Origin of the sequence: Exiguobacterium sp. H66, from assembly GCF_018618705.1 — a bacterium.
In the GTDB taxonomy this organism is placed as follows: Bacteria; Bacillota; Bacilli; order Exiguobacteriales; family Exiguobacteriaceae; genus Exiguobacterium_A; species Exiguobacterium_A oxidotolerans.
On sequence record NZ_JACSMQ010000002.1, the window covers coordinates 245,653 to 270,317 of the forward strand.

Annotated in this window: 23 protein-coding genes, 1 other RNA gene and 1 pseudogene; 15 read left to right on the forward strand and 10 right to left on the reverse strand. The window is 35.6% G+C overall.

Annotated elements, in window-relative coordinates; genetic code table 11:
- Window positions 1–151 precede the first annotated feature (151 nt).
- From KNP88_RS04595 to KNP88_RS04610, 4 genes are all read left to right on the forward strand, one after another.
- Window positions 152–925 carry a hypothetical protein gene (locus tag KNP88_RS04595; RefSeq protein ID WP_055966315.1) on the forward strand — a complete coding sequence of 258 codons (774 nt, stop codon included), beginning with the start codon at window positions 152–154 and terminating at the stop codon, window positions 923–925.
- An 87-nt stretch (window positions 926–1,012) separates the two neighbouring features.
- Window positions 1,013–2,233 carry an HNH endonuclease gene (locus KNP88_RS04600; protein ID WP_055966311.1) on the forward strand — a complete coding sequence of 407 codons (1,221 nt, stop codon included), beginning with the start codon at window positions 1,013–1,015 and terminating at the stop codon, window positions 2,231–2,233.
- A gap of 87 nt (window positions 2,234–2,320) precedes the next feature.
- Window positions 2,321–2,989: a DUF1643 domain-containing protein gene (locus KNP88_RS04605; RefSeq protein WP_055966306.1), complete on the forward strand. Its 669-nt coding sequence runs from the start codon at window positions 2,321–2,323 to the stop codon at window positions 2,987–2,989.
- Between the two features lie 674 nt (window positions 2,990–3,663).
- The gene (locus KNP88_RS04610; protein ID WP_055966303.1) at window positions 3,664–4,767 is read left to right on the forward strand and encodes an Abi family protein; all 1,104 of its coding nucleotides are present in this window, start codon (window positions 3,664–3,666) and stop codon (window positions 4,765–4,767) included.
- 65 nt (window positions 4,768–4,832) lie between these two features.
- Here the strand turns inward: KNP88_RS04610 and KNP88_RS04615 are convergent, their stop codons facing one another.
- Window positions 4,833–5,072: a DUF1883 domain-containing protein gene (locus KNP88_RS04615; protein ID WP_055966300.1), complete on the reverse strand. Its 240-nt coding sequence runs from the start codon at window positions 5,070–5,072 to the stop codon at window positions 4,833–4,835.
- Window positions 5,073–5,306: 234 nt separating this feature from the next.
- On the reverse strand, window positions 5,307–5,534 hold the full coding sequence (locus KNP88_RS04620; RefSeq protein WP_158024773.1) for a hypothetical protein: 228 nt from the start codon (window positions 5,532–5,534) through the stop codon (window positions 5,307–5,309).
- Between the two features lie 321 nt (window positions 5,535–5,855).
- Here KNP88_RS04620 and KNP88_RS15875 point away from each other — a divergent pair, with 321 nt between their 5' ends.
- From KNP88_RS15875 to KNP88_RS04640, 5 genes are all read left to right on the forward strand, one after another.
- Window positions 5,856–6,068, forward strand: a complete 213-nt coding sequence (locus KNP88_RS15875; protein ID WP_479723700.1) for a DUF6198 family protein — start codon at window positions 5,856–5,858, stop codon at window positions 6,066–6,068.
- 784 nt (window positions 6,069–6,852) lie between these two features.
- Complete coding sequence (locus tag KNP88_RS04625) at window positions 6,853–7,584, forward strand: hypothetical protein (protein ID WP_055966296.1); 732 nt, start codon at window positions 6,853–6,855, stop codon at window positions 7,582–7,584.
- 117 nt (window positions 7,585–7,701) lie between these two features.
- Complete coding sequence (locus KNP88_RS04630; RefSeq protein ID WP_055966292.1) at window positions 7,702–8,094, forward strand: hypothetical protein; 393 nt, start codon at window positions 7,702–7,704, stop codon at window positions 8,092–8,094.
- Between the two features lie 252 nt (window positions 8,095–8,346).
- Complete coding sequence (locus KNP88_RS04635; RefSeq protein ID WP_156357168.1) at window positions 8,347–10,239, forward strand: hypothetical protein; 1,893 nt, start codon at window positions 8,347–8,349, stop codon at window positions 10,237–10,239.
- Window positions 10,236–11,138: an ATP-binding cassette domain-containing protein gene (locus tag KNP88_RS04640; RefSeq protein WP_055966285.1), complete on the forward strand. Its 903-nt coding sequence runs from the start codon at window positions 10,236–10,238 to the stop codon at window positions 11,136–11,138. The genes KNP88_RS04635 and KNP88_RS04640 overlap by 4 nt, the downstream gene beginning before the upstream one ends.
- Window positions 11,139–11,831: 693 nt before the next feature.
- Here KNP88_RS04640 and KNP88_RS04645 read toward each other — a convergent pair.
- Window positions 11,832–13,155: pseudogene (locus KNP88_RS04645) on the reverse strand (IS3 family transposase).
- Window positions 13,156–13,477: 322 nt separating this feature from the next.
- Here KNP88_RS04645 and KNP88_RS04650 point away from each other — a divergent pair.
- Entirely contained in the window at window positions 13,478–14,227 is a 750-nt protein-coding gene (locus KNP88_RS04650; protein ID WP_055966276.1) for a phospholipase A2 family protein, read from the forward strand.
- 27 nt (window positions 14,228–14,254) lie between these two features.
- Window positions 14,255–14,581, forward strand: a complete 327-nt coding sequence (locus KNP88_RS04655; protein WP_055966274.1) for a hypothetical protein — start codon at window positions 14,255–14,257, stop codon at window positions 14,579–14,581.
- A gap of 99 nt (window positions 14,582–14,680) precedes the next feature.
- Here the strand turns inward: KNP88_RS04655 and KNP88_RS04660 are convergent, their stop codons facing one another.
- Window positions 14,681–14,920 carry a hypothetical protein gene (locus tag KNP88_RS04660; RefSeq protein WP_055966271.1) on the reverse strand — a complete coding sequence of 80 codons (240 nt, stop codon included), beginning with the start codon at window positions 14,918–14,920 and terminating at the stop codon, window positions 14,681–14,683.
- A gap of 1,769 nt (window positions 14,921–16,689) precedes the next feature.
- Here KNP88_RS04660 and KNP88_RS04665 point away from each other — a divergent pair.
- The 3 genes from KNP88_RS04665 (at window position 16,690) to istB (ending at window position 19,909) form a co-directional block, all read left to right on the forward strand.
- Window positions 16,690–17,568, forward strand: a complete 879-nt coding sequence (locus tag KNP88_RS04665; protein ID WP_055966269.1) for a S8 family peptidase — start codon at window positions 16,690–16,692, stop codon at window positions 17,566–17,568.
- 191 nt (window positions 17,569–17,759) lie between these two features.
- The gene (istA, locus tag KNP88_RS04670; protein WP_214892370.1) at window positions 17,760–19,196 is read left to right on the forward strand and encodes an IS21 family transposase; all 1,437 of its coding nucleotides are present in this window, start codon (window positions 17,760–17,762) and stop codon (window positions 19,194–19,196) included.
- An 11-nt stretch (window positions 19,197–19,207) separates the two neighbouring features.
- Window positions 19,208–19,909: an IS21-like element helper ATPase IstB gene (istB, locus tag KNP88_RS04675; RefSeq protein ID WP_214892828.1), complete on the forward strand. Its 702-nt coding sequence runs from the start codon at window positions 19,208–19,210 to the stop codon at window positions 19,907–19,909.
- A gap of 248 nt (window positions 19,910–20,157) precedes the next feature.
- Here the strand turns inward: istB and hxlB are convergent, their stop codons facing one another.
- Both hxlB and hxlA read right to left on the reverse strand, forming a co-directional pair.
- The gene (hxlB, locus tag KNP88_RS04680) at window positions 20,158–20,706 is read right to left on the reverse strand and encodes a 6-phospho-3-hexuloisomerase (RefSeq protein WP_214892485.1); all 549 of its coding nucleotides are present in this window, start codon (window positions 20,704–20,706) and stop codon (window positions 20,158–20,160) included.
- Window positions 20,707–21,342, reverse strand: a complete 636-nt coding sequence (gene hxlA, locus KNP88_RS04685; RefSeq protein WP_026827605.1) for a 3-hexulose-6-phosphate synthase — start codon at window positions 21,340–21,342, stop codon at window positions 20,707–20,709.
- Between the two features lie 204 nt (window positions 21,343–21,546).
- Here hxlA and KNP88_RS04690 point away from each other — a divergent pair, with 204 nt between their 5' ends.
- The gene (locus KNP88_RS04690; RefSeq protein WP_012371239.1) at window positions 21,547–21,912 is read left to right on the forward strand and encodes a winged helix-turn-helix transcriptional regulator; all 366 of its coding nucleotides are present in this window, start codon (window positions 21,547–21,549) and stop codon (window positions 21,910–21,912) included.
- A gap of 56 nt (window positions 21,913–21,968) precedes the next feature.
- Here the strand turns inward: KNP88_RS04690 and KNP88_RS04695 are convergent, their stop codons facing one another.
- From KNP88_RS04695 to smpB, 4 genes are all read right to left on the reverse strand, one after another.
- Window positions 21,969–22,478 carry a GNAT family N-acetyltransferase gene (locus KNP88_RS04695; protein ID WP_214845243.1) on the reverse strand — a complete coding sequence of 170 codons (510 nt, stop codon included), beginning with the start codon at window positions 22,476–22,478 and terminating at the stop codon, window positions 21,969–21,971.
- Between the two features lie 189 nt (window positions 22,479–22,667).
- Window positions 22,668–23,279, reverse strand: coding sequence for a hypothetical protein (locus KNP88_RS04700; protein WP_214892491.1), 612 nt, complete (start codon window positions 23,277–23,279; stop codon window positions 22,668–22,670).
- A 474-nt stretch (window positions 23,280–23,753) separates the two neighbouring features.
- Window positions 23,754–24,112, reverse strand: a transfer-messenger RNA (tmRNA) gene (gene ssrA / locus KNP88_RS04705).
- A 58-nt stretch (window positions 24,113–24,170) separates the two neighbouring features.
- Complete coding sequence (gene smpB, locus KNP88_RS04710) at window positions 24,171–24,641, reverse strand: SsrA-binding protein SmpB (RefSeq protein WP_088837732.1); 471 nt, start codon at window positions 24,639–24,641, stop codon at window positions 24,171–24,173.
- Window positions 24,642–24,665: the final 24 nt, after the last annotated feature.

Below are 24,665 nucleotides of genomic sequence, written 5' to 3' on the forward strand. Positions count from 1 at the left end.
TGAGCATTAATAAAACACAGCCTATAGCCAAAAAAGGCGAGGTGGAAGGATTATCCATACAAATTGCATAGTAATCGGTATACTAATGATTAAGAGATGAATTAGATAAATAATAATAAATTGTCTCTATATTTAAATTGAGGTGATATATATGGTATCCGTCACACAACGCATTAAAGATATAAAAAAAATTAACTCTGCTAAGCAACCCAGAGGTGGTTATATTCCTCCAAAAACATTTAATAGAAGATGTTTTGATGATGGAATTGAGCTGTCTTTAAATGAGAACATCCATCCATCACTGATTGGCATTGTCGTAGATTATTTGACTCGCTTTTGTCAAGGTGATCATAAAGCCTTTGCTTCCCCTATATCTGGAGCGTTGATGATAAAAGAGCTTGAATACGCAGGAGAACTACGATCGGAGATACACGGGTTAGATGAAGAATCGATTTTTAATGCGTGTAGATTATGTGGGTATGAGAGCGTAGCACGTGCTGGAAAACATACGTATGTACCTGTCCAAACGATTAATCCAGACGATGCAACGATTCAGAATATCAAAACAATGGTAGCGAGAAGCCTTCATTTTTTTGAAGAGTATGGACCGGTGAACCAAGAAAGAATTAGTTTTGAGGGTGGTTATACAGATATTATTACTAATGGGGATGCAGACTATTTAACTCCGCATGCTCTATGGGAAATGAAAGTTTTAAAAAGTAGCCCTACTACTGACCATACACTACAATTATTGATCTATTACTTAATGGGATGTCGTTCAAAACTTAAAGACCGCTTTGATGGACTATCCAAATTAGGAATATTTAATCCAAGACTAAATACAATGTACATTTTAGATATTGATTTAATTGACTTGGAAACGATTGAAGATGTGTCTAAGCATGTCATCGGTTATTCAAGCTAAGGTAGATGTCTAAGTTATCAATTTATTTTAATCTATATGGGTATTATAAGTGTATTAAAATACACGGTAAGTTGAGGTGAATAAGAATTGTCGAATGTAGACACACTGTTTCAATTGTTTTTGAGTAGTATTAAAGAAGACAAGCGATTATGGAAAAATGAATACCTAGTTTCAGAAATTGGAGAAAAACTTTTTGATTTAACTAGAGGGAGTTATAAGACCGCTTCTTTTAACTATGCAATGACTAGCTTATTTAGTAGACAAAAAAGTCAGAATTACTTTATTTTAAAGAATAAAAACCTGCATTCCGAATTTACACGTTTAGCTAACGATGCTAATAGAAATAACTCAAGTTGGAAAACCGTTTATGGAACAGAAAAAGTAAGGATTAATCCATACTATTTAATAAATCTTTTCCCGTATTCAAAAGGCGATAGCATTCGAATATTACCAATGTCTAATAAAGACTTAACATTTAGAGATAAAACTACTGCAGAAGTTCAAATATGGTTTCAACATACACTCCCTTCTGAACTGTATCAATTTAAAACTGGAATGAATATAGAACGGGGATCGCTTGTATTATTTCAGTGGAACTCTCACTTAATTGCTTCTGCCGTTTTAGAAGAAGTAATTAAATATTCTTCTCCAACCCAAAACGGTTATACGGGTAGCTATAGATTTTTCCCTTCTTCAATAGCTACATTTATTCCTATTAACCTTCAGGAGGTTCAACAATCTGGCATTCATCTAAACAAATTTAGTAATGCTAAAAGAATAATTAACACTTTGTATTTTTACAATATGATGTGCTTACTTTTATCCAAAGAAATCACATTTACATCCCTAGGCAAATTAGAGGATCAAGAGGCAATGGAACGTATTGAACTGCCACATCGTGATCCTGAAGATGAAGATATTCCAGTTCAACGGATCAGAATAAATAATATGAAATCAAATCAAAAGTGGGTCAGAAGTAAATCTATTGTCAAAAAGGCTTTAACTGCTTCCGACTATACTTGTGAATACGATGCATTACACCAGAACTTTATTTCTAAAGTGACAAATAAAAATTATGTCGAAGCACATCATCTAATACCAATGGAGTTTCAAGACGAATTCGAGTATAGCTTAGATGTAACTGCTAATATTGTAATGCTTTGCCCAGTTTGTCATAAACGAATTCATCACGAAAGCATTACTCAAAGCAAAGAAATAATAAAAAAACTATATGATCAAAGAATTGGCAGAATGAAGCAATGCGGAATTTCCATACCGTTAAAAAAGCTTCTTTTGTATTATAGGTAATCTCAAAGGGATTATTTAATCAAAAAATTCTTAAGGCAACTGAAATATTAATATATTATGATAGTTCGTAATCAAAGGAGAAAAATGATGAATCGGCTGCTATTAGAGGGTTCTGTTCGATTATCTAATAATATGACAGAAGCTAAATTTTACGAAGAGTTACAAAAATGGATTCATGAACAAGGAAGTACATTTGAAATAGACTTGCAAAGCAAGGATCAGGAGTTAAGCATTCAAAATGCGCAACATAAGGCTATTTTTAGTAAAGACGGGATAAAAAGATATAGTTTACATATTAAGTGGAAGACGAATGAGGAGTGTCAGAAAGTTAGCGTAGTTATGATGAATCCTAGTCATGCTAATGAAAGATTTAGCGATCCAACAGTAACATTTATGACAAAATATGCGCAAAAGTATTTTAAGGCGGGTAGTCTTACAATTGTCAATATGAGCCCAATTATCAATCCCGACTCTCAAGCTCTTAATGAAGATCACTTTATCAATGATACTATTAATGAGAAGGCAATCGAAGAAGCGATAGAGTGGGCTGATACTGTGTTTTTAGCTTGGGGCGATCTAGGTAGATATGGCGTTGAAGCAATGGGGAATAAATTCAGGAATTTACTGAATTCAAATCATCAGAAGTTATATTGCTTTGCACAAAGTCAAATGGGTCAGCCAAAACATCGAAATCAACGACCACCTTACCAACTAATTCATAGACCAATAAGAGTAAATCTAAATGCGATCTTTTAATTATTATGAGCTGTTTTTCAAATGATTTTTTTATCTTTGATAATATGGGGTACCGTGAGTCTTTCATATATTTGATAAAGGAAACAAGCACCGTTTCTTTAATGTTACTTGAATGATCGGTAGATGTATTATTGATACTAGACCAAAATTACTTATCTTCTATATGTGAATATATATTATAAAATTCCCCTTATCTGATAAATAGGTATCATAGTCTATTCATGAAAAGGGTTGTACATTTTTTGTGCATAAGAATCTTATTTATTTATACAAACAGAAATTAATAAAGAATACAAAGGCATATAAAATAGCATAATTCAAATATCTAATCAAAAAATGATAAGATAAATTAAAGTATACATTTCGATGTCAAAAAATTAAGCTATTTTTTATTTTCTAGAAGTTTAATAATAGTGTATGCTAATAAAAGGTTAGTTTAAAATAGCTGATTTTATTATGATCTCATGAACAGCTTAAAATTTTATGTACTTAGAAATAGTGTGATTTTAAATACACAATTTTTTGAACGTAAAAAGTATCTAACAAATAAAACAGTTGATTTTTGATTGAATAAAAGTATAATAAAAGTAACAGCAGTCAACTAACGCCTCTTAACAATGCGAAACACAGTTGGCCTTTTTTTATGTCAAAATTCAAGGCGGAGTTTTTTAAAGATGGATAATTCCAAAAAAATTAAATTTGTAGATGTTGAACAATTATTTTATACAGATGAGCTTTACGATGTAAGAGACATTGACAAAATTAATTTTTATTTTGATCAACCACAAAAAACAAAGCTTCTTATGAAATCTCCTTATTCAATAGAAGAAATGATTGAAAAATTGAAAAGAGATAATATGTCTTTCACATTGGAAGAAGAGAATGAATGTAAGGATTTTTTAAGAAAAGTAAATTATTACACGTTCAAATATTATTCAAATGATTTATTTGGTAAAGGCATTGAAAAAAGCTTTACTGCGGTGAAAGCAACTTATAGTTACGATCATTACTTAAGAAGTTGGCTACACGACTTGATTTCTAGACTAGAAGTATTCTTGCGGTCTTCCATTATCGATATATTAGCTCAAAATTATCAATCAGATAATTTTCAACCTGCTCAATTTTATTTAGATGAAGATATTTATTTCGAGGAGAAAGGGAAACGTTCTAGAACTAAGAAGGAGAGAGTAGTTAGAGTTAATAAATTATATGAAAATTTCTATAAAACGATCCAAGCTAATAAACAAAAGCATGAAGCGATTAAACATCATGAACAGAATTATGGTGCTACACCAGTCTGGTTATTGTTTGATTTAATGACTTTAGGTAGTCTTTCAACATTCTATAGCTTATTGATTCCTCAGTATAAAACTCTTGTGGCTCGAAAAATGACTTCGAATGCCAAAGAAAATAGGCTATTAGGCGATTTATTAGCAAGCTGGATTGATTCATTAAGACACTTAAGAAACGTAGTATCGCATACAGGTAAAATTTACGGTACTAATTTCAACTTGATTCCAAAAGAACATGAGAATGACAAACTGTACATAGAAGAACTAAGACGATTTCATTACGATAAGAGATTAATAATTCACTTATTATTTATGAGAAGACTTTTTATGGTGATGACTGATGAAGATCACACCATATGGAATGAGAAAATCGAAGAATTGTATTCAAAGTCTAATGAGAGTGATTCTGTTTTACTTTCCAAAATCGGATTTGTTGATGGAACGAAAGCGAAATTACTTATTAATGAAATACCAGAAAAATCATAGAAGTAGGCAGTTTTATTCGTTCGACTGTCTACTTCTATGAGAAAACCGTAGTTATAGATTATTTGTTAAAAGAACTGATAATTATACCTTGTATTTCCGTTGACGATTAAATACCACCTTCCAGCGCCTTGTACAGATATGGTTACTGGAGATTTTGTTTGGTGACCGCCAAAGTACTTAAAACGTCGGCCGCTTTTATAATGTTGATAGTTGATGCTATCTATTAAAAACACATCTGCTGCATGTTGCAATTCCACTCTAACAGTTAATGTAGAGTCTGTATCCACATAAGGAATTCGATCCATATTATCACCTCCTTTGAATGGTAATGAGCTTATGTTAATACTAATTCAGGATTAGAGGCTTTAAAGTGTGTTCTGATTTTAGTTTCATTTACAAAACTAAAAGGTATGATTTCTCGAGACTTTAATTGTTTCAAGTAGTGCGCTTCACGAAGTGAAACAAATGAAGTCAACTTCCAAATCTTTGAATCGTTGAAACCAATCGATCGAATGTTATGCATGAGGCGATCAATTGTATTAGGATCCTGCAGCCATATAACCTTTGCTTTGATACCATAAATTATTATCCTCATTTTTCTTCAGATTTTGACCACACATAGTAGCCGTATCAATTCGATCAATCATCGCAATGATATTACGAGCGCCAATCAACTTTCCTACTTTTCTTACAACTTCCAAATCTACATGTTCGCTATCAAAATTCATACAGATAGTGATATCTCCAGCAGCAGCAGCTTTAATCAACGTTCCCGGAACTTGTCTTACTTTCTCGCAAATATTATCAAGCGACCATTTTTGGATTTCTGAATCGTATAACTCATGTAGTCTGACTTTCTTTCCTTCTGATGTTCTCCACTCTCCACGTATACATAGCACCTTGAGATACACTGAATATCGCATTAGAGCGAAATATAGGAATGAGTATTGGTTTTTGAGTGTTCACAATAGGGAGTGAACTGATTTTTACCAATGGTCTAATTAAACAAGGTATATCTAATCTGTTAAGTTTTATACATATTTTCATTATTTGTTTGTTAGTAGATGGATTAAATATTCATATTACGAATGAGATTGATTCAGAGAATCGATCTACTAGCTGATTATTATTTTTTTATTGGGATATTGATAATAAGTTGTGGACTTGCTTTGTATATATGCTCTTCTTTACTTGCTGTTCTTAATGATGAATTTATGATTAAACTTAGCAAGCGAACAAGCTGGAAGCTGGCAATAAAAAAGACATGCGGAGAGTGTACAGTCTTTTGTATCGCGTTTTAAATGGATCAAGTGGTATCGGAACGTTATTCGTCCATTGTTTTTTAGATATTTTAATTGATATAGTGTCTCGCATTTTTGATATGATTAAAATACCAAAAAATTGACACGAGAAAGGGGTCTAATGGAAAAAATAACAAAAATTGATTGATTAACTATCGTATCACGATCCACTGTACCACGCGTACTAAATAATCATCTTTGTGTAACAGAGCAAAAAGAGAAGCTGTTTTAGAGGCCATTCGTTTGACCAATTACGATACAAACAAATTGATGGGCTAATGGTTGCTTCAATAGTGACTTCAGCATCAGCCTTGCCGGAAATCAGTAAATTCGGTTCGATAGTATCATGTGAGTGGTCGGAAGGAGATCATTCTCAAATATACATTGATCATTCCGATGGAATTGAACTAGCCATGAATCACCTTTAGGAGAGTAGATATCAAAGCGTAGCGCTTTGTTTAAGAAATTCAGATAGCAGTGTTGGAAAAAGTCGTAAAAATGTATTTTATAAGTATATCCATTAGAGTAATTTTAGTCGGAAACGATTATGTGGCAGCAGGAATCATTCACCAAGCGAGACTGTTAAAGATAAAGATTCCAAAAAAATGTGCTGTGACAGATTTGATAATCAATTGATTACTGAAGCAATCGATATTACCACTATCGATCAGCCGATTCATCAATTAGGAGTGCAAGTAGTCAGAATGATAGATGGTTTAATTAATCGTCAAACAATCTACTTAAATGTGAACTTAAAAATACATGTGCAAGGAGAGCTGATTAAATGCGAAAACTGATTATATTCCATCAAAATAATTACAATCCAAAGACTAAAGAGAGATTTAAAACGAAAGAGTTTTTATTTAGTATTCTTTTATTATGTGGTTTTTTAGTGAGCATTCTTCTTATCCCACTATTATCTAATTATTTTGTACTTCTTGTCTCATGGATACTACCAGCTGGTTTTGCGATAGGAACATATCGTTACTTTAATTATTTAGAAAGAGAAACAGATTTTTTTGTAAATAAGAATGAGGAATACAAAATAGCATTAAAAAAACAGTTAAATGAAGAAAGTATAGTTAACAGTGCTCAACTTGATGTACTTATAAAAACATTAACTGAAGAGCGAGATGGAAATCAGAAACAGTTAGGTGTCGCTTTTCCATTCGTCGTTCTAGGCGTCACCTTAATTTCGACTCTTTCCAATAAGGGGCAAGTCACTAATGAAACATTAGCTTTATATTTTGTAATCTATTTTTTTGCCGCCTTAGTGATACATGCTATCTTAAAAATTTGTGAGCCATTTTTTAATTTGTATGCAGATCGTGTGGCTACATTGATTAGTTTTTTAAGGGAAATTCAAATCGAGTGGCTAAATGATCGTTCAAGAGAAACTGTCACTATTTTAGATCAAGAGGAAAGAAAAAATGAGAAGAAACTTTCAGTTGAAATTGAATCTGCAATGACTAAAACTTCACCAGTAGATACTAAAGAAACAAATCCATTAGTTTAATGTAATAAAAAATTAAAAACGACATTTTAATCAGCAAGTTGTTATTATCGTATAAATTACCTCTTTTTAAGACATAAGACAACGTTCTTATAAAAACTAAAAGGAGGAAATAGACAAATGGTTAATTTAGCAGTTAGCAACAAAAAAACTGCACCTAAAATGTTAGCACTAGGTGCATTGGCAGTTTTACTAGCAACAACGAGTGTTTCAGCAGCAACATCTACAGCATCACTAAACTATACAGCAAGTGCTGAGGGCGGAAAAATTAATATTCACGATGGCTCGTCACGTATGACAGTAACTAATAGCGGTGGAGGACCATTCCAATTAATCGGATACGCTAAAAAAAGTATTGTAGTTTTACCTGATCCAACTGTTCATACTAGCTATGCTCGCCCTGTTACAGAGGTAAAATCATCATTTTCTCCAGCACCATCCACATATTACGCAGAAGCATGGGCAGAATATAGTTCTAAAGATATCCGCGGAACTGTAAAGATTACAGATTAATGATATAAGACCTTTCTAATAATTAGAAAGGTCTTATTATACTAATTTCATATAGAAGGTGTGAATAATTTGAAGAAAATCATAAATTCATTCGTATTTTATTCAAAGATTAATTACAAAAATCCATTATTTATCGTATCTTCACTTTTTGGCTTTATCTATCTATCAATAATGATCTATACATACACGTTGACCGAGATCTCTAACCCCGGGAACTTTCTACAATTGTCGTCTTTCTTAATACAGGGGAGCATGCTAGTATTTGTTTTTTTAGGTTATCATGCTGCAATTACTGAAACAAAAGAAGATATTAATAACTTTTTTAGCTCGATACCTAATAGTATAAGTGTCAAAAGTATTTCAAATTATTTCTTTGTATTTGTAAATAACATCTTATTCTCAGTAGGATCTACACTGATAATATTGATGATATTCTATTTTTCAGGATACAGAGAATCAGAAATCTACGTTAACTCAATCAAATTTATTATGCTGTATTGGTTCTTCCCAAATTTAATTATTTCTTTAATTGGATTTTACATCGGACAAATTTCAAATAGTAAAATTAATTATTCCGTACTAATTTTAATATGGCTGGTCCTTTCTCCTACAAACGTTTATGTTTTAGAACCATTTTTTAATATACTCGGCGTGAAAGAGATCCCTGCCTTTATTCATCTTGGAATTGATAATCCTCAAATGTCTTACAACGCATTAAGCGGGTTTTTATTTCCGCAAGGAGATCTAACAAATAAATACGTTTGGACGTTAATGCTGTTTCTATTAATAGCAATCAAATTATTTAATAATTCGTATTCGTTTTTTAAATTCCAAAAAAGTTTAGCACTAACGCTCATTATACCGGTGTTAGTAGTAGGATTTTCAAATTTTCAAAAAAATGAAAAAATTACACCTGAAAAATTTAACAAAAGAAATATCAACGAGTTGGATTACTATTACAACTATACTCCTGAAAAAGTAAACTCGTTAAAGAACTTTGATTACGACATTAAACAATACGATATTCAATTGAGCATTGAGAATCAGTTAAAAAGCGAAGTGAAGATTTACTTTAAAGACGAAGAAAAGGGTGAAAAAGTTTTTTCTTTATATCATCAATTTTCTGTATCTTCTATAAAAGATGAGGAGAGAAAAGTAGTTAGATTTAAGCAAGATAAGGACTTTTTAAAAATTTACTTAGATAGACCGACAAAGTCCATTGTTATTAATTATAAAGGTAGTTCATCTCCGTTTATGGAAGCTAAAGCATCACATGCATACTTACCATTTTATTTCTCGTGGTACCCTGTAAAATCAGTAAATCCTGCAATGAAAAGTGTTTACAATTCAAATACGCGATTATCAGTGTATGATACATCAAAAATAAAGTTCAATTTAAAATTGAATGGCAACGTTCAATTAATGGATAGTCTTGGAGAAAAAAACAATAATACGTATCAAATAACAAGTGATAGCGGGATAAACATTATTTATGGTGAGCTCAAAGACAAAACCATTAATAATTATCGTGTTGTGTACCCGATTACTTGGGAAAATAATATTGAGACTATAGCTAAATACATTGACAAATTAAGAGAGACATTTAATCTTATAAATCAAGTTTTTCATAAAAAAGCTTATAAATTTCCTGAAAATATTTATATTGTACCTGGAAGAGGCGCAAATGATGTTTTACCTACAGAAACTATGTGGTACCAAAAAAACAAAAATCTATTTATTTTAGTAAGTCCTTATGAACATCACAATAAATTAACTTTTGATATCATGAGCAAAGATATTTCATATCAACTCGTAGGTGCTATGACATGGAAAATACAAAATAACTATACCGAAAATGACAATATTCCAATCATATTTAATGTCTTAACAACAAATTACATTAATAAAATGCATAAAATAGCAAAAGAAGAGTATTCGGAAGGTGATTTTTGGATCAGTGAAGTATATGACAATGAATCTAAAAAAAATAAAAAATATATTGAAGAAATAATCAACTTTATTAGCACAAGTGATGATGACAAAGCTGCAAGATTATTAAGAAGATGGAACGATTTAATGATGAACAAAGAACTCACATGGTATCAATTAAAAAATCAATTGATTAAATCAGGAGGTAACAAATGATTTATATTAAAAACATTTCAAAAATCAAAAATAAAAAAAGTATTTTAGATGATGTTTCACTAAATATTGAAGGAATATACGGGTTAATTGGACCAAACGGTGCTGGAAAAACAACATTGATGAGAGCTATTGCAGGCATTATTAGTGTTGATAATGGAACGATTGACTTAGAGCATTCAGATGATCTTAGTATAAAACCTAAGAAGATTAAAGACATTCGGAATCTGATTGGCTATCTTCCACAAGATTTTAATTTATACCCGAAAGCAACTGTACAAGATTGTTTAAATCATATTGCAATACTTAAAGGGTTAAAAAATAGTGATGAAAGAGCAAAGAGAATTGATTATGTACTAAAAAAAGTAAATTTACTTGAATCAAAAACTAAAAAAGTTGGAAATTTATCTGGTGGAATGAGAAAAAGACTTGGGATTGCACAATTATTTTTAACTGATCCTCAAATTATCATAGTTGACGAGCCGACATCTGGATTAGATATTTACGAAAGAATACGTTTTAGAAACTTATTGAAGGAACTTTCTAGAGAAAAAACTGTAATTATTTCTTCGCATATTGTAGAAGATATTGAATTTTTATGTACAAAAGTAGGGATCATTAAAGAGGGGAAATTACTTGTTGAATCAACCCCCCAAGCGCTTGCTAGCTATGCGAAAGGGTTAGTTTGGGAAATGAAAATAAATCATGATAGTTTAAATGAAATATTAAATAAATATATGGTTATTGAAGTTGATGAGATCAATATAGATACAATAAAAGTGAAAATTATTTCTACAGAAAATCCAGGAGGCGCGGTAGCAGTAAATCCTCGTTTTGTAGATGGTTATGTATCTATTATTAAAGAGCTAGGTGGTGAACAGTTTAGTGAAATTTCAAATTAAAAGTATTGGCTTTAATTTTTATATTCCTATTATTATAGCTTTATCATTAATGATTTATCTTTTAGGTTTCTATAACTCTAAATTTGATGCACAGTTCTTTTTAGTTCTTCAGATCATTTTTGTTCCGTCAATTTCATTATGGTCGTCACTTTTAGTGTACAGTCTCTATCATGAAAATTCAGAAGAAATAATGATTCAACTACCAAGTCAAAAAATTGCTAAATATAATGCTTATTTTATAAGCCTATTTTCACTATTGATCATTATTTTAGTTACTATATTTTGTATTAAGAGCGAAAGTTTTTCTTTTATCAGCTTATTTTTATTATTATTTACTCAGTCCTTGATACTATCAATTACTTCATTTTTAAGTAGTATACTTTTTAAAAGTGTTGAGGTGTCTTTACTAATAGTAATTATGTACTGTGGATCAGAGGGGTTGACGGGTGGGAAATTAATTCCATGGCCACATATTTTTTATTTTGATACTCAATTTACCATCAAAATAATTATTATAAATTTATTTGTTACTTTGATCTATTTAAGTATATGCACATGGATTTCTATAAAATATTTGAGAACGATTGAAAGAAGAATTCCATTTATTTAAATAAGTATAAATCAAAAATGACTTGTCCTTTTTAATGAACTGAGCCCCGTAAAATGGACAGTTTAATAAAAAGACCAAGTTTTCTACGCTGCGATCAGATGGTTCCGATATTGTTTCGGGGTCATCTTTTTTAGGTTCCATTGACCGCGCTCGCAGTTGTAATAGCTGATGTAGTCCCCGACTATCTCTCGGACCTCCTCGATTGATTCGCACGAACGGTTGGTGACATAGTCCTTCAAATGACCGAAGAACGATTCGATCGGTGCGTTGTCGAGACAGTTGCCCCGACGGGACATGGACTGAACCAGTCCGAGGTCGCCAATGAGTCGCTGGTAGCTCGGATGGGTGTAGTGAAAGCCTTGGTCTGAATGAATCATCGCCTCGGGATGTCGCTTCTCTTGGAGATGCTCTTCGAGCTTTTTCATCGTCTGAAAGACGAGGTCCATGTGAAGACTCGTGGACAATTGGTGTGCCACGATCCCGCGTGTGGCGACGTCCTTCACACAAGACAGATAGACGTTCTCGCCGGAGGCGATAGGGAGGTAGGTGATATCGGTCACGAATACCTTCCCGGGCTCGCTCTGCCGGGAACTCGCGGTTCAATCGGTTCGGCACGACGCGGCGTGCGTCGCCCGAGAGAGCTTGTGATAAGAGTTCATCCTCCGGATTTTGGTCACGGTGTTATATTTGCGCATCAGCCGAAGAATCCGTTTATGGTTGATCGGGAAACCGAGGGTAGCGAACACCTCCATGTACAGCCTCCGATAACCGACTTTGCCTTTGTGGCTATCATGGATTTTCTTGAGGAGTGTCGCATCTAGATAATCATGCTCTTCCCGAAGGGAATCCGCCTCGGCACGGTTCAACCAAGCGTAATAGCCACTGCGGTCACTCCGGCAATCTCACATAGTGGGCAGACGAGATTCTTAATCTGTGCGATGCGGATGACGGTGTTGATGGCCTGATATTTCTCTGCTGGTGTCAGTTCGTACGTTTCGCCTGCCCCTCTAACTGCTCTAGCTTTTTTAAGAGCTCGTTCTCTGCCGTCAGGTATTTGATCCGTGCCTCTGCCTTCGCCAACCGTCTCTCCATCGACTCGTCTGTCTTCGGGCGTCCGCCTCCCAGAGCCTTTCCACGTTTGTCGTTCCGGAGACCCTCCTCTCCGTCTTTTCGGAACGTTTGGCGCCAGCGAATCAACGCGGAATGCGCTTTTCGTTTCCCGATCACCGTCAGGTCGAATCCAGCCTCCGTGAAGATTTGTTGAGGTCCTTTTCCTTCCATATTCTCACGTACAGCTTTGACCTTGAACTCGGCCGTGTACTGGATTGAACGTTCTGATACGGAAGCGACGTTCGGATTTTCTTCGAGCTGGTTGATTTGAGTCATAGTGAAGGTGATTTTACTCATGGTTGTTTCTCCCGTCTGAATGAATAGGTTCATTATAGCGATTCGTATGCACACGAAAAACCCCGAATGATACACTTTTTTATAAGTGTTTATCATTCGGGGTTCAGTTCATAATCGGATTAAGTCATTTTTTGATTTATTTTGAATGAGAATAGCTTGGCTATATTTTTAATATGAGTACAAAAACTTGATCTGACATTTGTTGAAAGACTTTAAACATTAATAAATAAGAAAAAGTAGATGTAATAGGTTGTATATGTTCTACTATAAACTTCTTTCTATAATATCAGCTGATAATAAAATGAAGGGAAGATGTTAATTTATGCTTATCGGTAAACGGTTAGAAGAACAAGAAATTAAATTTATTCTACATGACATCAAAGAAAATAAGAAGTTAAAAAATCTAATTGAAGAAATGAATCATAAACAAAAATTTGAATTTAATCCTCAAGAAGTAAAAGTCATTCAAGCAATTGAGTTTGATGCGAAAAAAGAAGAAGATGTTGTAACTGCAAAATCGATTTATTTTGAAGTGGCCAGCAATGTAAAGATTCGTTATATTACTCGATATCGAAATAATGATTTATCGACTCAAAATGACTTTTTTGTAGGTGAATATTATAACGAAGATAATGATGAAGTTACATTGAATAATTATACTGCTCGAAGCGAAAATTATATTAAGTTTTCAGAATCGACTTTTGATCAAGAATTAATCGCCTTGTATAAAGAAAAAAATGATAAAGAAGAAAGTGAGTTTCCTTTTTATCAAGATTATGTACCTGGAATGTTAAATGGAGATGTAGAGGCAAATGGTGTTTTTGATGGCTGTTTAGCTGGAGGTTATATTTGGTGTGGTCAAGCTTGTGGTGGTTCGTCAGCTTGTACTTCAACTAAAAAAGGAATTAATGGACTAGATAATTGCTGTAAAACACATGATTGCTGTTATACAAAACGAGGTGTAAGTTACCCTAACTGTTACTGTGATCAAAGATTATGTGACTGTGCTCAAGCAGCAGGTAAAACATTTAATACACCTGTAGTAGAAGCAGTAATGTGCTTTGTTTGCTAATAAAAAAAAGGAGAAGGAGATAAAAAAATGGAAAAGAATAAAAATGATGTAGAGGCTTTAGTATCAAGTAACGGAATTTCTATCGCTATTGGAGATAGAGTGGTCAATGGAACAAAAATGAATTTTACAAACGGTCTGGCACGAATCTCTGCTAAGAATACAAGTTCAAATGCAGTAATGGGTGTTCATATTGTAGACGTGGCAGGATTCGATGAACCAGTTAAAGAGTGGTTTTTGCAACCAGGGCAATCGTTAAATCAGTCAAATATTAAAGTTAAAAAGGATTATTTGTATCTTCGATTGACAAGTTACAGTCAAAATGCGACAGGTCATGCTACATTGACTAAACTGTAAAAAATAAAAATTTCTCAAATTAATTAATCGAATGAATATAAATATAAATCCTAGTATTAGTGGTCATCTAATGTACTAGGATTTATATTTAATAAAATATTACAGGATTCCTAAAAATCCTAAAATTGATAATACAAATAGAAGTAAAAGAATACCCATTGCTATAAAAGCAAGATTTTTTCCGATACCTTTTTTACTAAACATAGCAGTTAATAAAGCTAACAGCATACCACCAATTAAATAATTTGTTCCCCAAAATCCGTTGACTGGAAGTACGCTAAATGTAATTAAAGTAAAAATAATTATCCCAATAGAAATCCACCCAAGATTTTTTGTCATGATGAAACCTCCTTTTATTACTAAATTAATTTTAGTATTTAGTATATAGTAACACATAAGTGTAAAAATAAAGGTTATACTATTTGAATTATTTAAGAAGATGATTATTTTTAACTAATTAATATTTCTTATGAATAGGACTAAAATATCGATATTCCATAAAAAAAGAATTTCGTGAAATGGTGCTTCTTTAAAAATTTTGATTAATGAGTAGAGTAAAAAAACCTTTAATTTACTAACACGACAATTTTATATAAATCCCAAATTTAGATTTTTTCGAAACACTTTTAAAATGTAGTAACTAAACTGAACTTTAGAGTTTAGAAAAAGTATTTGAATTGATTTAAGCTGCCATTAAGATGACTTCGGTATTGTACCGGAGTCATCTTTTGTCGTTTCCATTATTTTCGTTCGTTACTGTAATAATCAATAGATGCAACAATCATAGTTATACTTCATCGAGATTAGCTACTAATTACTAATCGAAACATCTTTAAAGCACCCAAAGAATACTTGGATCAGGACATTATTCAGTCAGTTTTCTGTATGCGACATGTATATAAACATTCCAACTCATGAATGCGTGATTAATAAGCAGGATAGGTATTTGAACTTCATTGGAATGTATTATGAATTGCGAGTAGCATATATTCTCGTGTAGTCATTCTACGAGTATATTCCTTGTATGATGCAGGTTTCATATAAAAGTTTGTAGATTCATAATATGCCATCATTTCAAGGGTGCGGAATCTTTCAAATAAGAGAGATAAACTACTTGGATAAAGTCAATACGAAGATAAGTGTTGTCTATAGCAAATATCTTACTATTTCTCTGATCGAGCTGACGGTTTGAGTCGTTTGATCCACTCTCAGTGTTATATGTCGCTATAGACATTTTATGCAAAATGCTCTGCCTACGGATCTTCATCGCATTCTTCAAGCAAGGAGAAATATGCTAGTGCCAAATAATTCTTGCGATTGACCTTAATGAGCATATACAGAGCCTTGGCAATCGGTTAAATGATTGCCTTCGTAAAAAATATAATGGTCATATAGTGATCACACGTCATTATTTTAAATTCTTCATTTCTCTTTTAAAACCATAAATTTGTTCTTTGCTGTAAGGTACTTAGTTCGTACTTCAGATTTCCCAAGGCTTCATCCGATGGAAGCTTCCTTTTTCGGTTAACGTCAAAGTTGAATCTTTCACATTTATCATTAAAACTCTTTTATCCATATATAAATTGTAGTGAACCATACTTTCACTACTTCGTTTGTTGTTTACTTAGCAATCATGTTACAGGGTAAAGAACAAATTGTATCGGCGCTTACCAACTGGATTCGAAAGTATCGCTCGAATTTTAAATTCTCCTTTGAAAATTTGCGATCTGATATGAAGGCGATGTGGAAAGTTGTTTGCGTTGATCTGTATTAATGATAAATCTGTTCATGGATAGTTCTCCTATTTAAACTGAGTAACTACAATATATCGATAACTTTAACTAACGTTTTAATCAAGGGGCCACTGCTCATTGATTAGTTTAACTTTACAGCTGATGTGTCACTTTTTACTTTTTGAGAGCTTAAATAATAAATTGAAGAAGATGATTATTTCTGCGAAGAATTTATTAACAAAAATTTTCATATCATAAAAAACATAAATAAAATAAAAATACATAATTATTTAATTTAATTCCAATAAAAAGTTGTTATAAGGCTTCTTAATACCTCTTTATAGGTTATTAAAGGCAATTTATGGAGGTTATTAATTGGCTAAAAAAGATTATGTGTCACCAAGTGTGTTGTCTGTAGGAATCGAAACAAAATGGCAAAAAGGATTCTACGGAGAAGGAATAGTCATTGCAGTTTTAGATACCGGTTGTGACGTGATGAACTTAGATCTGAAAGACAGAGTGATTGATGGATATAATTTCACCGAAGAGTTCAATGGAGATACAAATAATTATGGAGATACAAATGGTCATGGATCACATGTAGCTGGAATAATTGCAGGATCTAACAATAATTATGGCATTCAAGGTATTGCTCCCAAAGTATCTTTACTGATAGTAAAGGTGTTAAATGGTAGTGGAAAAGGTTCACTTGAACTTCTTTCTGAAGGACTAAAATATGCAATGAATTGGCGAGGTGATAATAATGAACGTGTCAAGATTATTTCTCTATCATTAGGAGTTCGAAAGTACGATAAAAAGCTACATGATCTTATCAAACAAGTTGATAAAAAAGGAATAACTGTTGTTGCAGCAGCTGGAAACGATGGTGATGGAGATTTGACTACGATGGAATATCGGTATCCAGCTTCTTTTAAAGAAGTGATTTCAGTTGGTGCAATTGATGAATCAATTAAAAATATAGCTGATTTTTCAAATTCAAATGAATTCGTAGATGTATATGCTCCAGGGGTAAATATTTATTCAAACTCCTTGAATAATGAGTTTATCGAAATGAGTGGTACTTCAATGGCAGTTCCTTTTGTAGCTGGATCCTTAGCAATTTTAATTGAGGAATATGAGAAAAAAGCTACTAGAACTATTTCTACAAAAGAAGTATTCGAAATTTTGATAAATCATACAACTATAGAGTTTATTGAGAAGACAATGATTAAATCTTTATATTTAGAAAAGTAATAAGTTGGAGGTGGCTTTGTGAAAGAGACAAGTGAATTGATTGTGTAATGCAGAATAGGAGTGCAGACTTGTGCGACGGAAACGTACACAGTTCTGCACTCCTTTTTCGAAAAAGAAAAGGACTTGCCAGCACCCACAAATTCATCCTAACGTTTAAGTTGCGAAACAAGAACGTTAAGGAGATGAAAGGAATGCTAACAATGTCCGAAATCAATTGTATCAAATTTTTAAGGAACCATAAATCCTATTCCATCAATAAGATTGCGAAAGATCTTAACCTGAACTGGCGAACTGCTAAAAAATATGCCGATGAGTCTTTTCTACCAAAAGAAAGTCCTTCTTCCAAGCGAGGCATGATGTATGGCACCCGTTGGGGCGAAATGATTGAGGACTGGCTACAGGAAGATGCGATGATGAAAAAGAAACAACGGCGAACCAATAAAAAACTATATGAGACCTTATGTACATATGGATTTGAAGGGTCCTACCGGACCGTCTGTCAATTCATAAAAGAATGGCGACTAGGTCGCGATGTAGAAAACGATAGTCGATTCGAACGATTGGCCCACCCTCCCGGAGAAGCACAAGTAGATTTTGGTGTCATGGAAGTCGTAAAGGACAGTCATGCGGTCGATGTGCATTGCTTGATCCTATCCATGCCATATAGCAATCGAACAGCTGCGGTTGCATTACCAGCAGAGAACCAGGAATGTTTCCTGACCGGATTGAAGAGACTGTTCGAAGAAATCGGAGGCGTGCCGCAACAATTACGGATCGACAATCTCCCGGCAGCCGTCGCTAAAGTACGGACAACAAAGGAAGAAGCCATTTATACGGATGCCTTCCAACAATTCGTGGCGCACTATGGTTTCCAGGTTCAAAGCTGTAATCCGTACAGTGGGAATGAGAAAGGAAGCGTCGAAAACAAGGTCGGATATGTCCGTTACAACTTCCTAGTTCCTTCGCCCATCATGAATGACTTCGAGTCATTGAACCGGCGCCTCGCATCATCCCTCAGGGATGACATGGAACGTATCCATTACGAAAAAAAAGTACGGATCAAAGATCTCGTTGTGGAAGAGCAGAAGCATCTCCTTCGACTGCCGGAAGAAGACTTTCCGGTGTTTAGAGAGGAACTCTTGAAGGTGAACAAATATGGAGAAGTGACCATCGATCAAACGAAGATTCTCGTTCCATCAGGTTCCCGACATGGACAAGTGAGAGCAATCCTAAAATGGGACGATATGAAAATCATTTCTCGTCATGGAGAAATCCTGTACGAAGAAAAACGACCTTATATGATGACGAAACGGGCGTTACCTTGGGAAAGTATTCTCAACGAATGGTACAAAAAGCCACGTAGTTATGGTCATTCACGTCACGCGGAGTACCTCCCTGGACGAATTCGGGAGTATCTGAACATCCAAAATCTGATGATACGTAGAGAAAGACTGGGATGGCTACGTTCTAGATTAGTCCTGCATTCAATCACTGAAATCGATGAACGATTGTATGAGCTACTGAGCCAAAGCGATGCCTATTCTGACATCGAAGAGCATCCCTACGATGTCGACTGGAGCAAGTATGACAGTTTGAATCGACCATGGCAGAGTGAGGTGCAGTCGTGAATCTAAAAGAGATGTGCAAATCCCTTCGGCTCGCTTACGTCGCTGAAATTTACGAAGCGATTCCGATGGAATCGTCCGAGATGTTTCTCCTGACACTTTTTGAAATGGAGATGAGACTTCGTGAAGAAGCGAAGGCAGAGAGGCTCATAAAAAAAGCAAAATTCATCAATAATAAATCACTTGAGGACTATCGCTGGCATGACAACATCTACTTCCCTCGTCATCTTAAGAAAGAAGAATTGATGTCGCTCTCTTTCATCGATCATCAGCAAAACGTAGTGCTCACGGGTGCCCCCGGCACTGGTAAGACACATCTTGCGATTGGTTTAGGACGGGAAGCTTGTCGTAAAGGAAAAGAAGTACGTTTCTTTCGTGTTTCGGAGCTCGTAGAGCAACTCACCAAAGCATGGCGTGATGGGAAGCTGAGTAGCTTCCATACACGCCTCGATTCTGCGGATCTTATCGTCTTGGATGAAATGGGCTATCTTCCATTATCCAAAGAGTCCGCAGAACTCCTGTTCCATCTCATTACAGACTGGTACGAAAAGAAAAGTGTCATCATCACATCGAATCTAGAATTCAGTCAATGGAATCGTGTTTTCGCAGATCCAAGATTGACGTCAGCACTCGTCGATCGTGTGATTCATCATGCGCACATTCTGACCTTCACGGGCGACAGTTATCGTGTCACACATGCATTATCAAGAAATTAAATATGTACTGGCAAAGTTCTGTACTTTTTTCTGCAATTCACTGCACAAACCTATTGCAAAATACACCTCCCTCTCATTTAAAATTATATTACAATTTTAAATGAGAGTAATCTTTTTACAGTTTTATTGAATTGTATTTTTTTCACTATTTATAAAAAGGATTTATGAGTAGGAAATACATTTATAAAATCAGACTAAAAAAAGACCCGTAGACGTGTCACACACGTCTACGGGTCTTATGATTTTTTCTATTCTAAATTAGCATGTTTGCCATACATCGTTTTTGAGTCAAGTTGTTTCGCCGCCATGATGTGGAGAATCAATGCGTCGTAGAACAGCAACATCGTTTGCTCAAACAATGATCCCATCGGCTGAACCGTTTCGTCCGCCGTGGCCGTCCGCTCTTTCGGCACGCCCGGTAGCTTGACGGTTAAGTCCGCTAACTTCGCCAGTGTCGACGCCGGCTCAATCGTGACGACCGCGACAGTTCCACCGATTTGTTTCGCTTTCTCGACGATCGGGACGAGTGTTTTTGTCTCACCGGATCCTGATCCGATGATCAACAAATCTCCTTCACGCAAGTTCGCGGTGACCGTCTCACCGACGACATACGCATCGAAGTTCATGTGCATCAGACGCATGACAAACGCTTTGCCCATCAAGCCGGAGCGACCGGCTCCAGCGAGAAAGATCCGGTCTGCCTTCAGAACGGCTTCGGCGAGTTGCGTCGTCTCGGCTTGATCAATCGCTTCGACCGTCGACGTCAGCTCTTGTAAAATCGTTTGAATATGTGTCATTTACGCCTCTTGTAGCATCCGACGCATCGTTGACGCTGTTCCTTGTTTGTCGTCTTGTCCGGTAATTCCGCCACCGACGATGATGAGGTCTGGGCGTGCTGCGATGACTTCCGGTAATGTTTCCATTTTGATACCACCAGCAACTGCTGTTTTGGCGTTTTTAACAACGGATTTGATTGTCGCGAGATCCTCGAACGAGTTTTGACCGACGGCTTGAAGATCGTAACCTGTGTGGACACAGATGTAGTCAACACCGAGTTCATCAAGTTCTTTCGCACGTGTCGCGATATCTTTGACAGCGATCATATCCACCAAAATCTTCTTGCCTGATTTTTTCGCTTCTTCCACGGCACCTTGGATTGACATATCTTCGGCTGCTCCAAGAATCGTCACGATGTCGGCACCGTGTGCGACGGCTTGGCTGACTTCATAGCCGGCAGCATCCATGATTTTTAAGTCGGCGAGAACCGTTAAGTTCGGGAATGCGGCTTTCATTTCTTTAACGGCGCGAAGCCCTTCGTTGATGACGACCGGTGTCCCAATCTCAACGATATCCAAGTTTTCTTCGCCAATTTCTTTGACTAAAGCGATGGCACCTGCTGTATCGACTAAATCAATCGCGAGTTGTAATTTCATAATTAATCTCTCCCATTCTTCTCTCTATTTATGGATCCTGGCACTTCCTTCTGACGTTCATGAAGGAACAGGACTAAATATAATCCTCATAGACGAACTTGGGAAGTACGCACTTTTAATTTACATAGTGCGGTTTTTCATACATAGTGCGGAAAAGTATACTGTCGATGACAAGAGGGCTATACTAAAAAAGGAGGTGGGACGATGCCACATTTTGAAGACCGGCAGTTTAACTGTGAAAAGGAATTGACCCTATCGATCATCGGGGGCAAATGGAAGATGCTGATTCTTTGGCACCTCGGGAAAGAAGGTACAAAACGTTTCGGAGAACTGAAAAGTCTGATGCCCGGCATTACGCAACGGATGCTCGTCAATCAGTTACGGGAGCTGGAAGACCACCACATCATTCACCGGGAAGTCTATCCGGTCGTACCACCGAAGGTCGAGTATTCATTGACGCCACACGGCTACAGCCTGATGCCGATTTTAGATGCGATGTACGACTGGGGTAAGGATTATGCGAAAAATGTCCTTGAAGTCGAGTTCGAACAACAAAAATTATCACAATAAAAAAGATGCTCGTCTGTCCCGTCTCAATCTGAGAGGAGACATCCGAGCATCTTTTTTTAGACTTCTTCTGCTGTAAATATTTTCGACATCGCCAGTTCATCGACGTACTCGCCGTCAATCAGCAGCGAGGCAATCCGCGTGCCTTCGATGTTGAAACCGAACTTATGATAAAGCTCGATTGCCCGCAGGTTATCTTTGCGAACCGTCAGTTCCAGCCGGACGAGTCCCGCTTCAACGGCAAAGGCATCGACTGCTTCGAGTAATCCGGCACCAAGACCTTGACCGGTATAGGCGTCGAGCAAGCCGATGACGAGGTTCGCCCGGTGACGGATTCGGCTTGGTTTGCCACCGACGACCAACACATAACCGACAAGTTGCTCATCGACATCGACGACGAAAATATCCGAGTTCGCCGCCTGACCAAATCGTTCGATGAACGCTTCTGCCTGTTCCGTCGACATGCTGCGTTCTTCCGGTTCATACAACATATATTTCGTTTCCCGATCAATCCGTCGCATCAAGTCCGATAATGCCTTTCCGTCCATCAAGGTGGCACGTCGTATCATAGATGTCAGCTCCTTTTCTTACAATATTACAGTTAAATTTTATAGCACAGTAAATTTTATTAATTTATACATCTTCTTCTTTTCGATTAGACAACATTTAGATTCCTAATGAATTTAATTTAGATCAATCGTTGCATTTTCTCAAAAGAAAAAGACTAGCTAAAAATAACTTAGTCTTCTTCTAATTGCTCATCTTATAGAAAGGTTTGGTCCATAGTAATTATCAGGATAGGGAACTCTTTCCAACAGGTCAATTAAAAATGATAGATATTTATTAACTTGTAATTTAAAGATTTTGAAATCCTCTATATCTCTATCTTTGTATGCATGAATTGCATTTCTATTCATTTGTATTTTTATTAGCCAGTCATTCTTATCTTTACACTCTGTACCAAGCCAAACACTCTTTTCAAAAAAGGTTCTTAAGCCATTAAACATTGCTCCATCAGGATCAACTTGTTTCCCACTTCTTTTCAACGCATTAATATCATTCTTGTAATCATTATAGAAAACTGAAAGAAAAAATTTCATGCTACCTTCAACTAAGGTACCAAGATTAGCCCACGCTAAAATTAAATCCCCATTTTCCGATTCATTTTGAGAATTCGTTTCCCATTTGTATAATGAATGACTTAGAGATACCAACCAATCTAACCTAGATTTACTTAATAAATCAGCTGCTTCGATTGGTGCCCATCCGTGAGCACTAGACCAGAAACTTTTTATATGCTCATTGAGTTCAACAATTTTATCAACAGTTTCTTTATAAGTTAAATCTTCAATCGTTCTACCGTTAAACACAATTTAAAACCTTCTTTCTAAATTTCCATTATCATTTTTATAACTCACTAACTAATAAAATAAAGATACTTTTTAAATAGAAAATTGATTTTATAATTTATTTGTAAATAACTACAATTGATTGAACAATGTAGTTCGATAATATATTTTTTTCGTTTTCTAGTTTATCAAGTTTTGCAACTATCATTTTTCAAATTTATCTATATTTTTATTAATTCACTTTAATTTATAATATCTCCGGTAATTAAGAGAAAATAGAATTTTCATATTTCTCAGACTTTCCAATATTATTTAGATTCTATTCTAATCTATTTTTATCCAAATATAAAGAAAAACAGACTTTCCCCAAATACTTCCTTCCCATATAATTTTGAGTTCATTTTAAAATAATTATTGAGCTTGATAGAAAATAAAAAAATGTCAAAACCTTATTTTTAAAGGTTTTGACATTTTTTGAAATCCACTGATTTCGTCGTATGGAGACGGTGGGAGTCGAACCCACGTCCGAAGGCATCGTATACTTAAGCTTCTACGTGTGTAGTCAATTTATTGGGATCTCGTCGTCAGGCTGCCAATTGACAGGCGTCCGTCCGACCAGTCTGATTCCATCTCTTCTCTTTCCCTCCAGACGGAAGGGTCCAAGCGTAGCCTGTTTAAAGTGAGACCCTAGAAATCAGCCGACCAGGCGACGGCTGCTAGGATCCGTAGCAACTGTTACGCTGCTGCGAGTTGTGTGTTAGTTTTGCCAGTTATGGCTGATGCGTTTTAACGAGGCCGACCCCTCGACACGCCACAGAAGACCGAACTACCCCCGTCGAATCCGTAACGTCCCCAAGATATAAAATTGGGGCTTTCCGAATACTATTATAATAGCAGAAAAGTGTTACGGGTTCAATACTTTTGCTTGTCGCGTAACGCACGGTCGATATCCCGCTTCGCATCCTTCTTCTTCAGGTCGTCGCGTTTGTCGAATTTCTTCTTCCCGCGTCCGAGTCCGATCAGACATTTCGCGTAGCCGTTCTTGATGTAGACCTTCAACGGCACGATCGTATAGCCGTCGCGCGAGACCGATCCCATCAAGGTTGCGATCTGTTTTTTGTGCAGCAACAGTTTCCGCGGACGGAGCTGTTCGTGGTTGTACCGGTTCCCCTGTTCGAAGTGGGCGATGTTCGAGTTCCAGAGAATCGCTTCCCCGCCGTCGAAACGGACGAACGCATCACCGATACTGATTTTTCCTTTACGGACCGATTTGATTTCGGTTCCCGTCAAGACGAGACCCGCTTCGATCGTATCTTCAATCGCATAATCAAACGACGCCCGTTTGTTGTTGGCTAATACTTTTGAACTTGTCCCTTTTGGCATCTCTCTTCCACCACATTTCTAAAC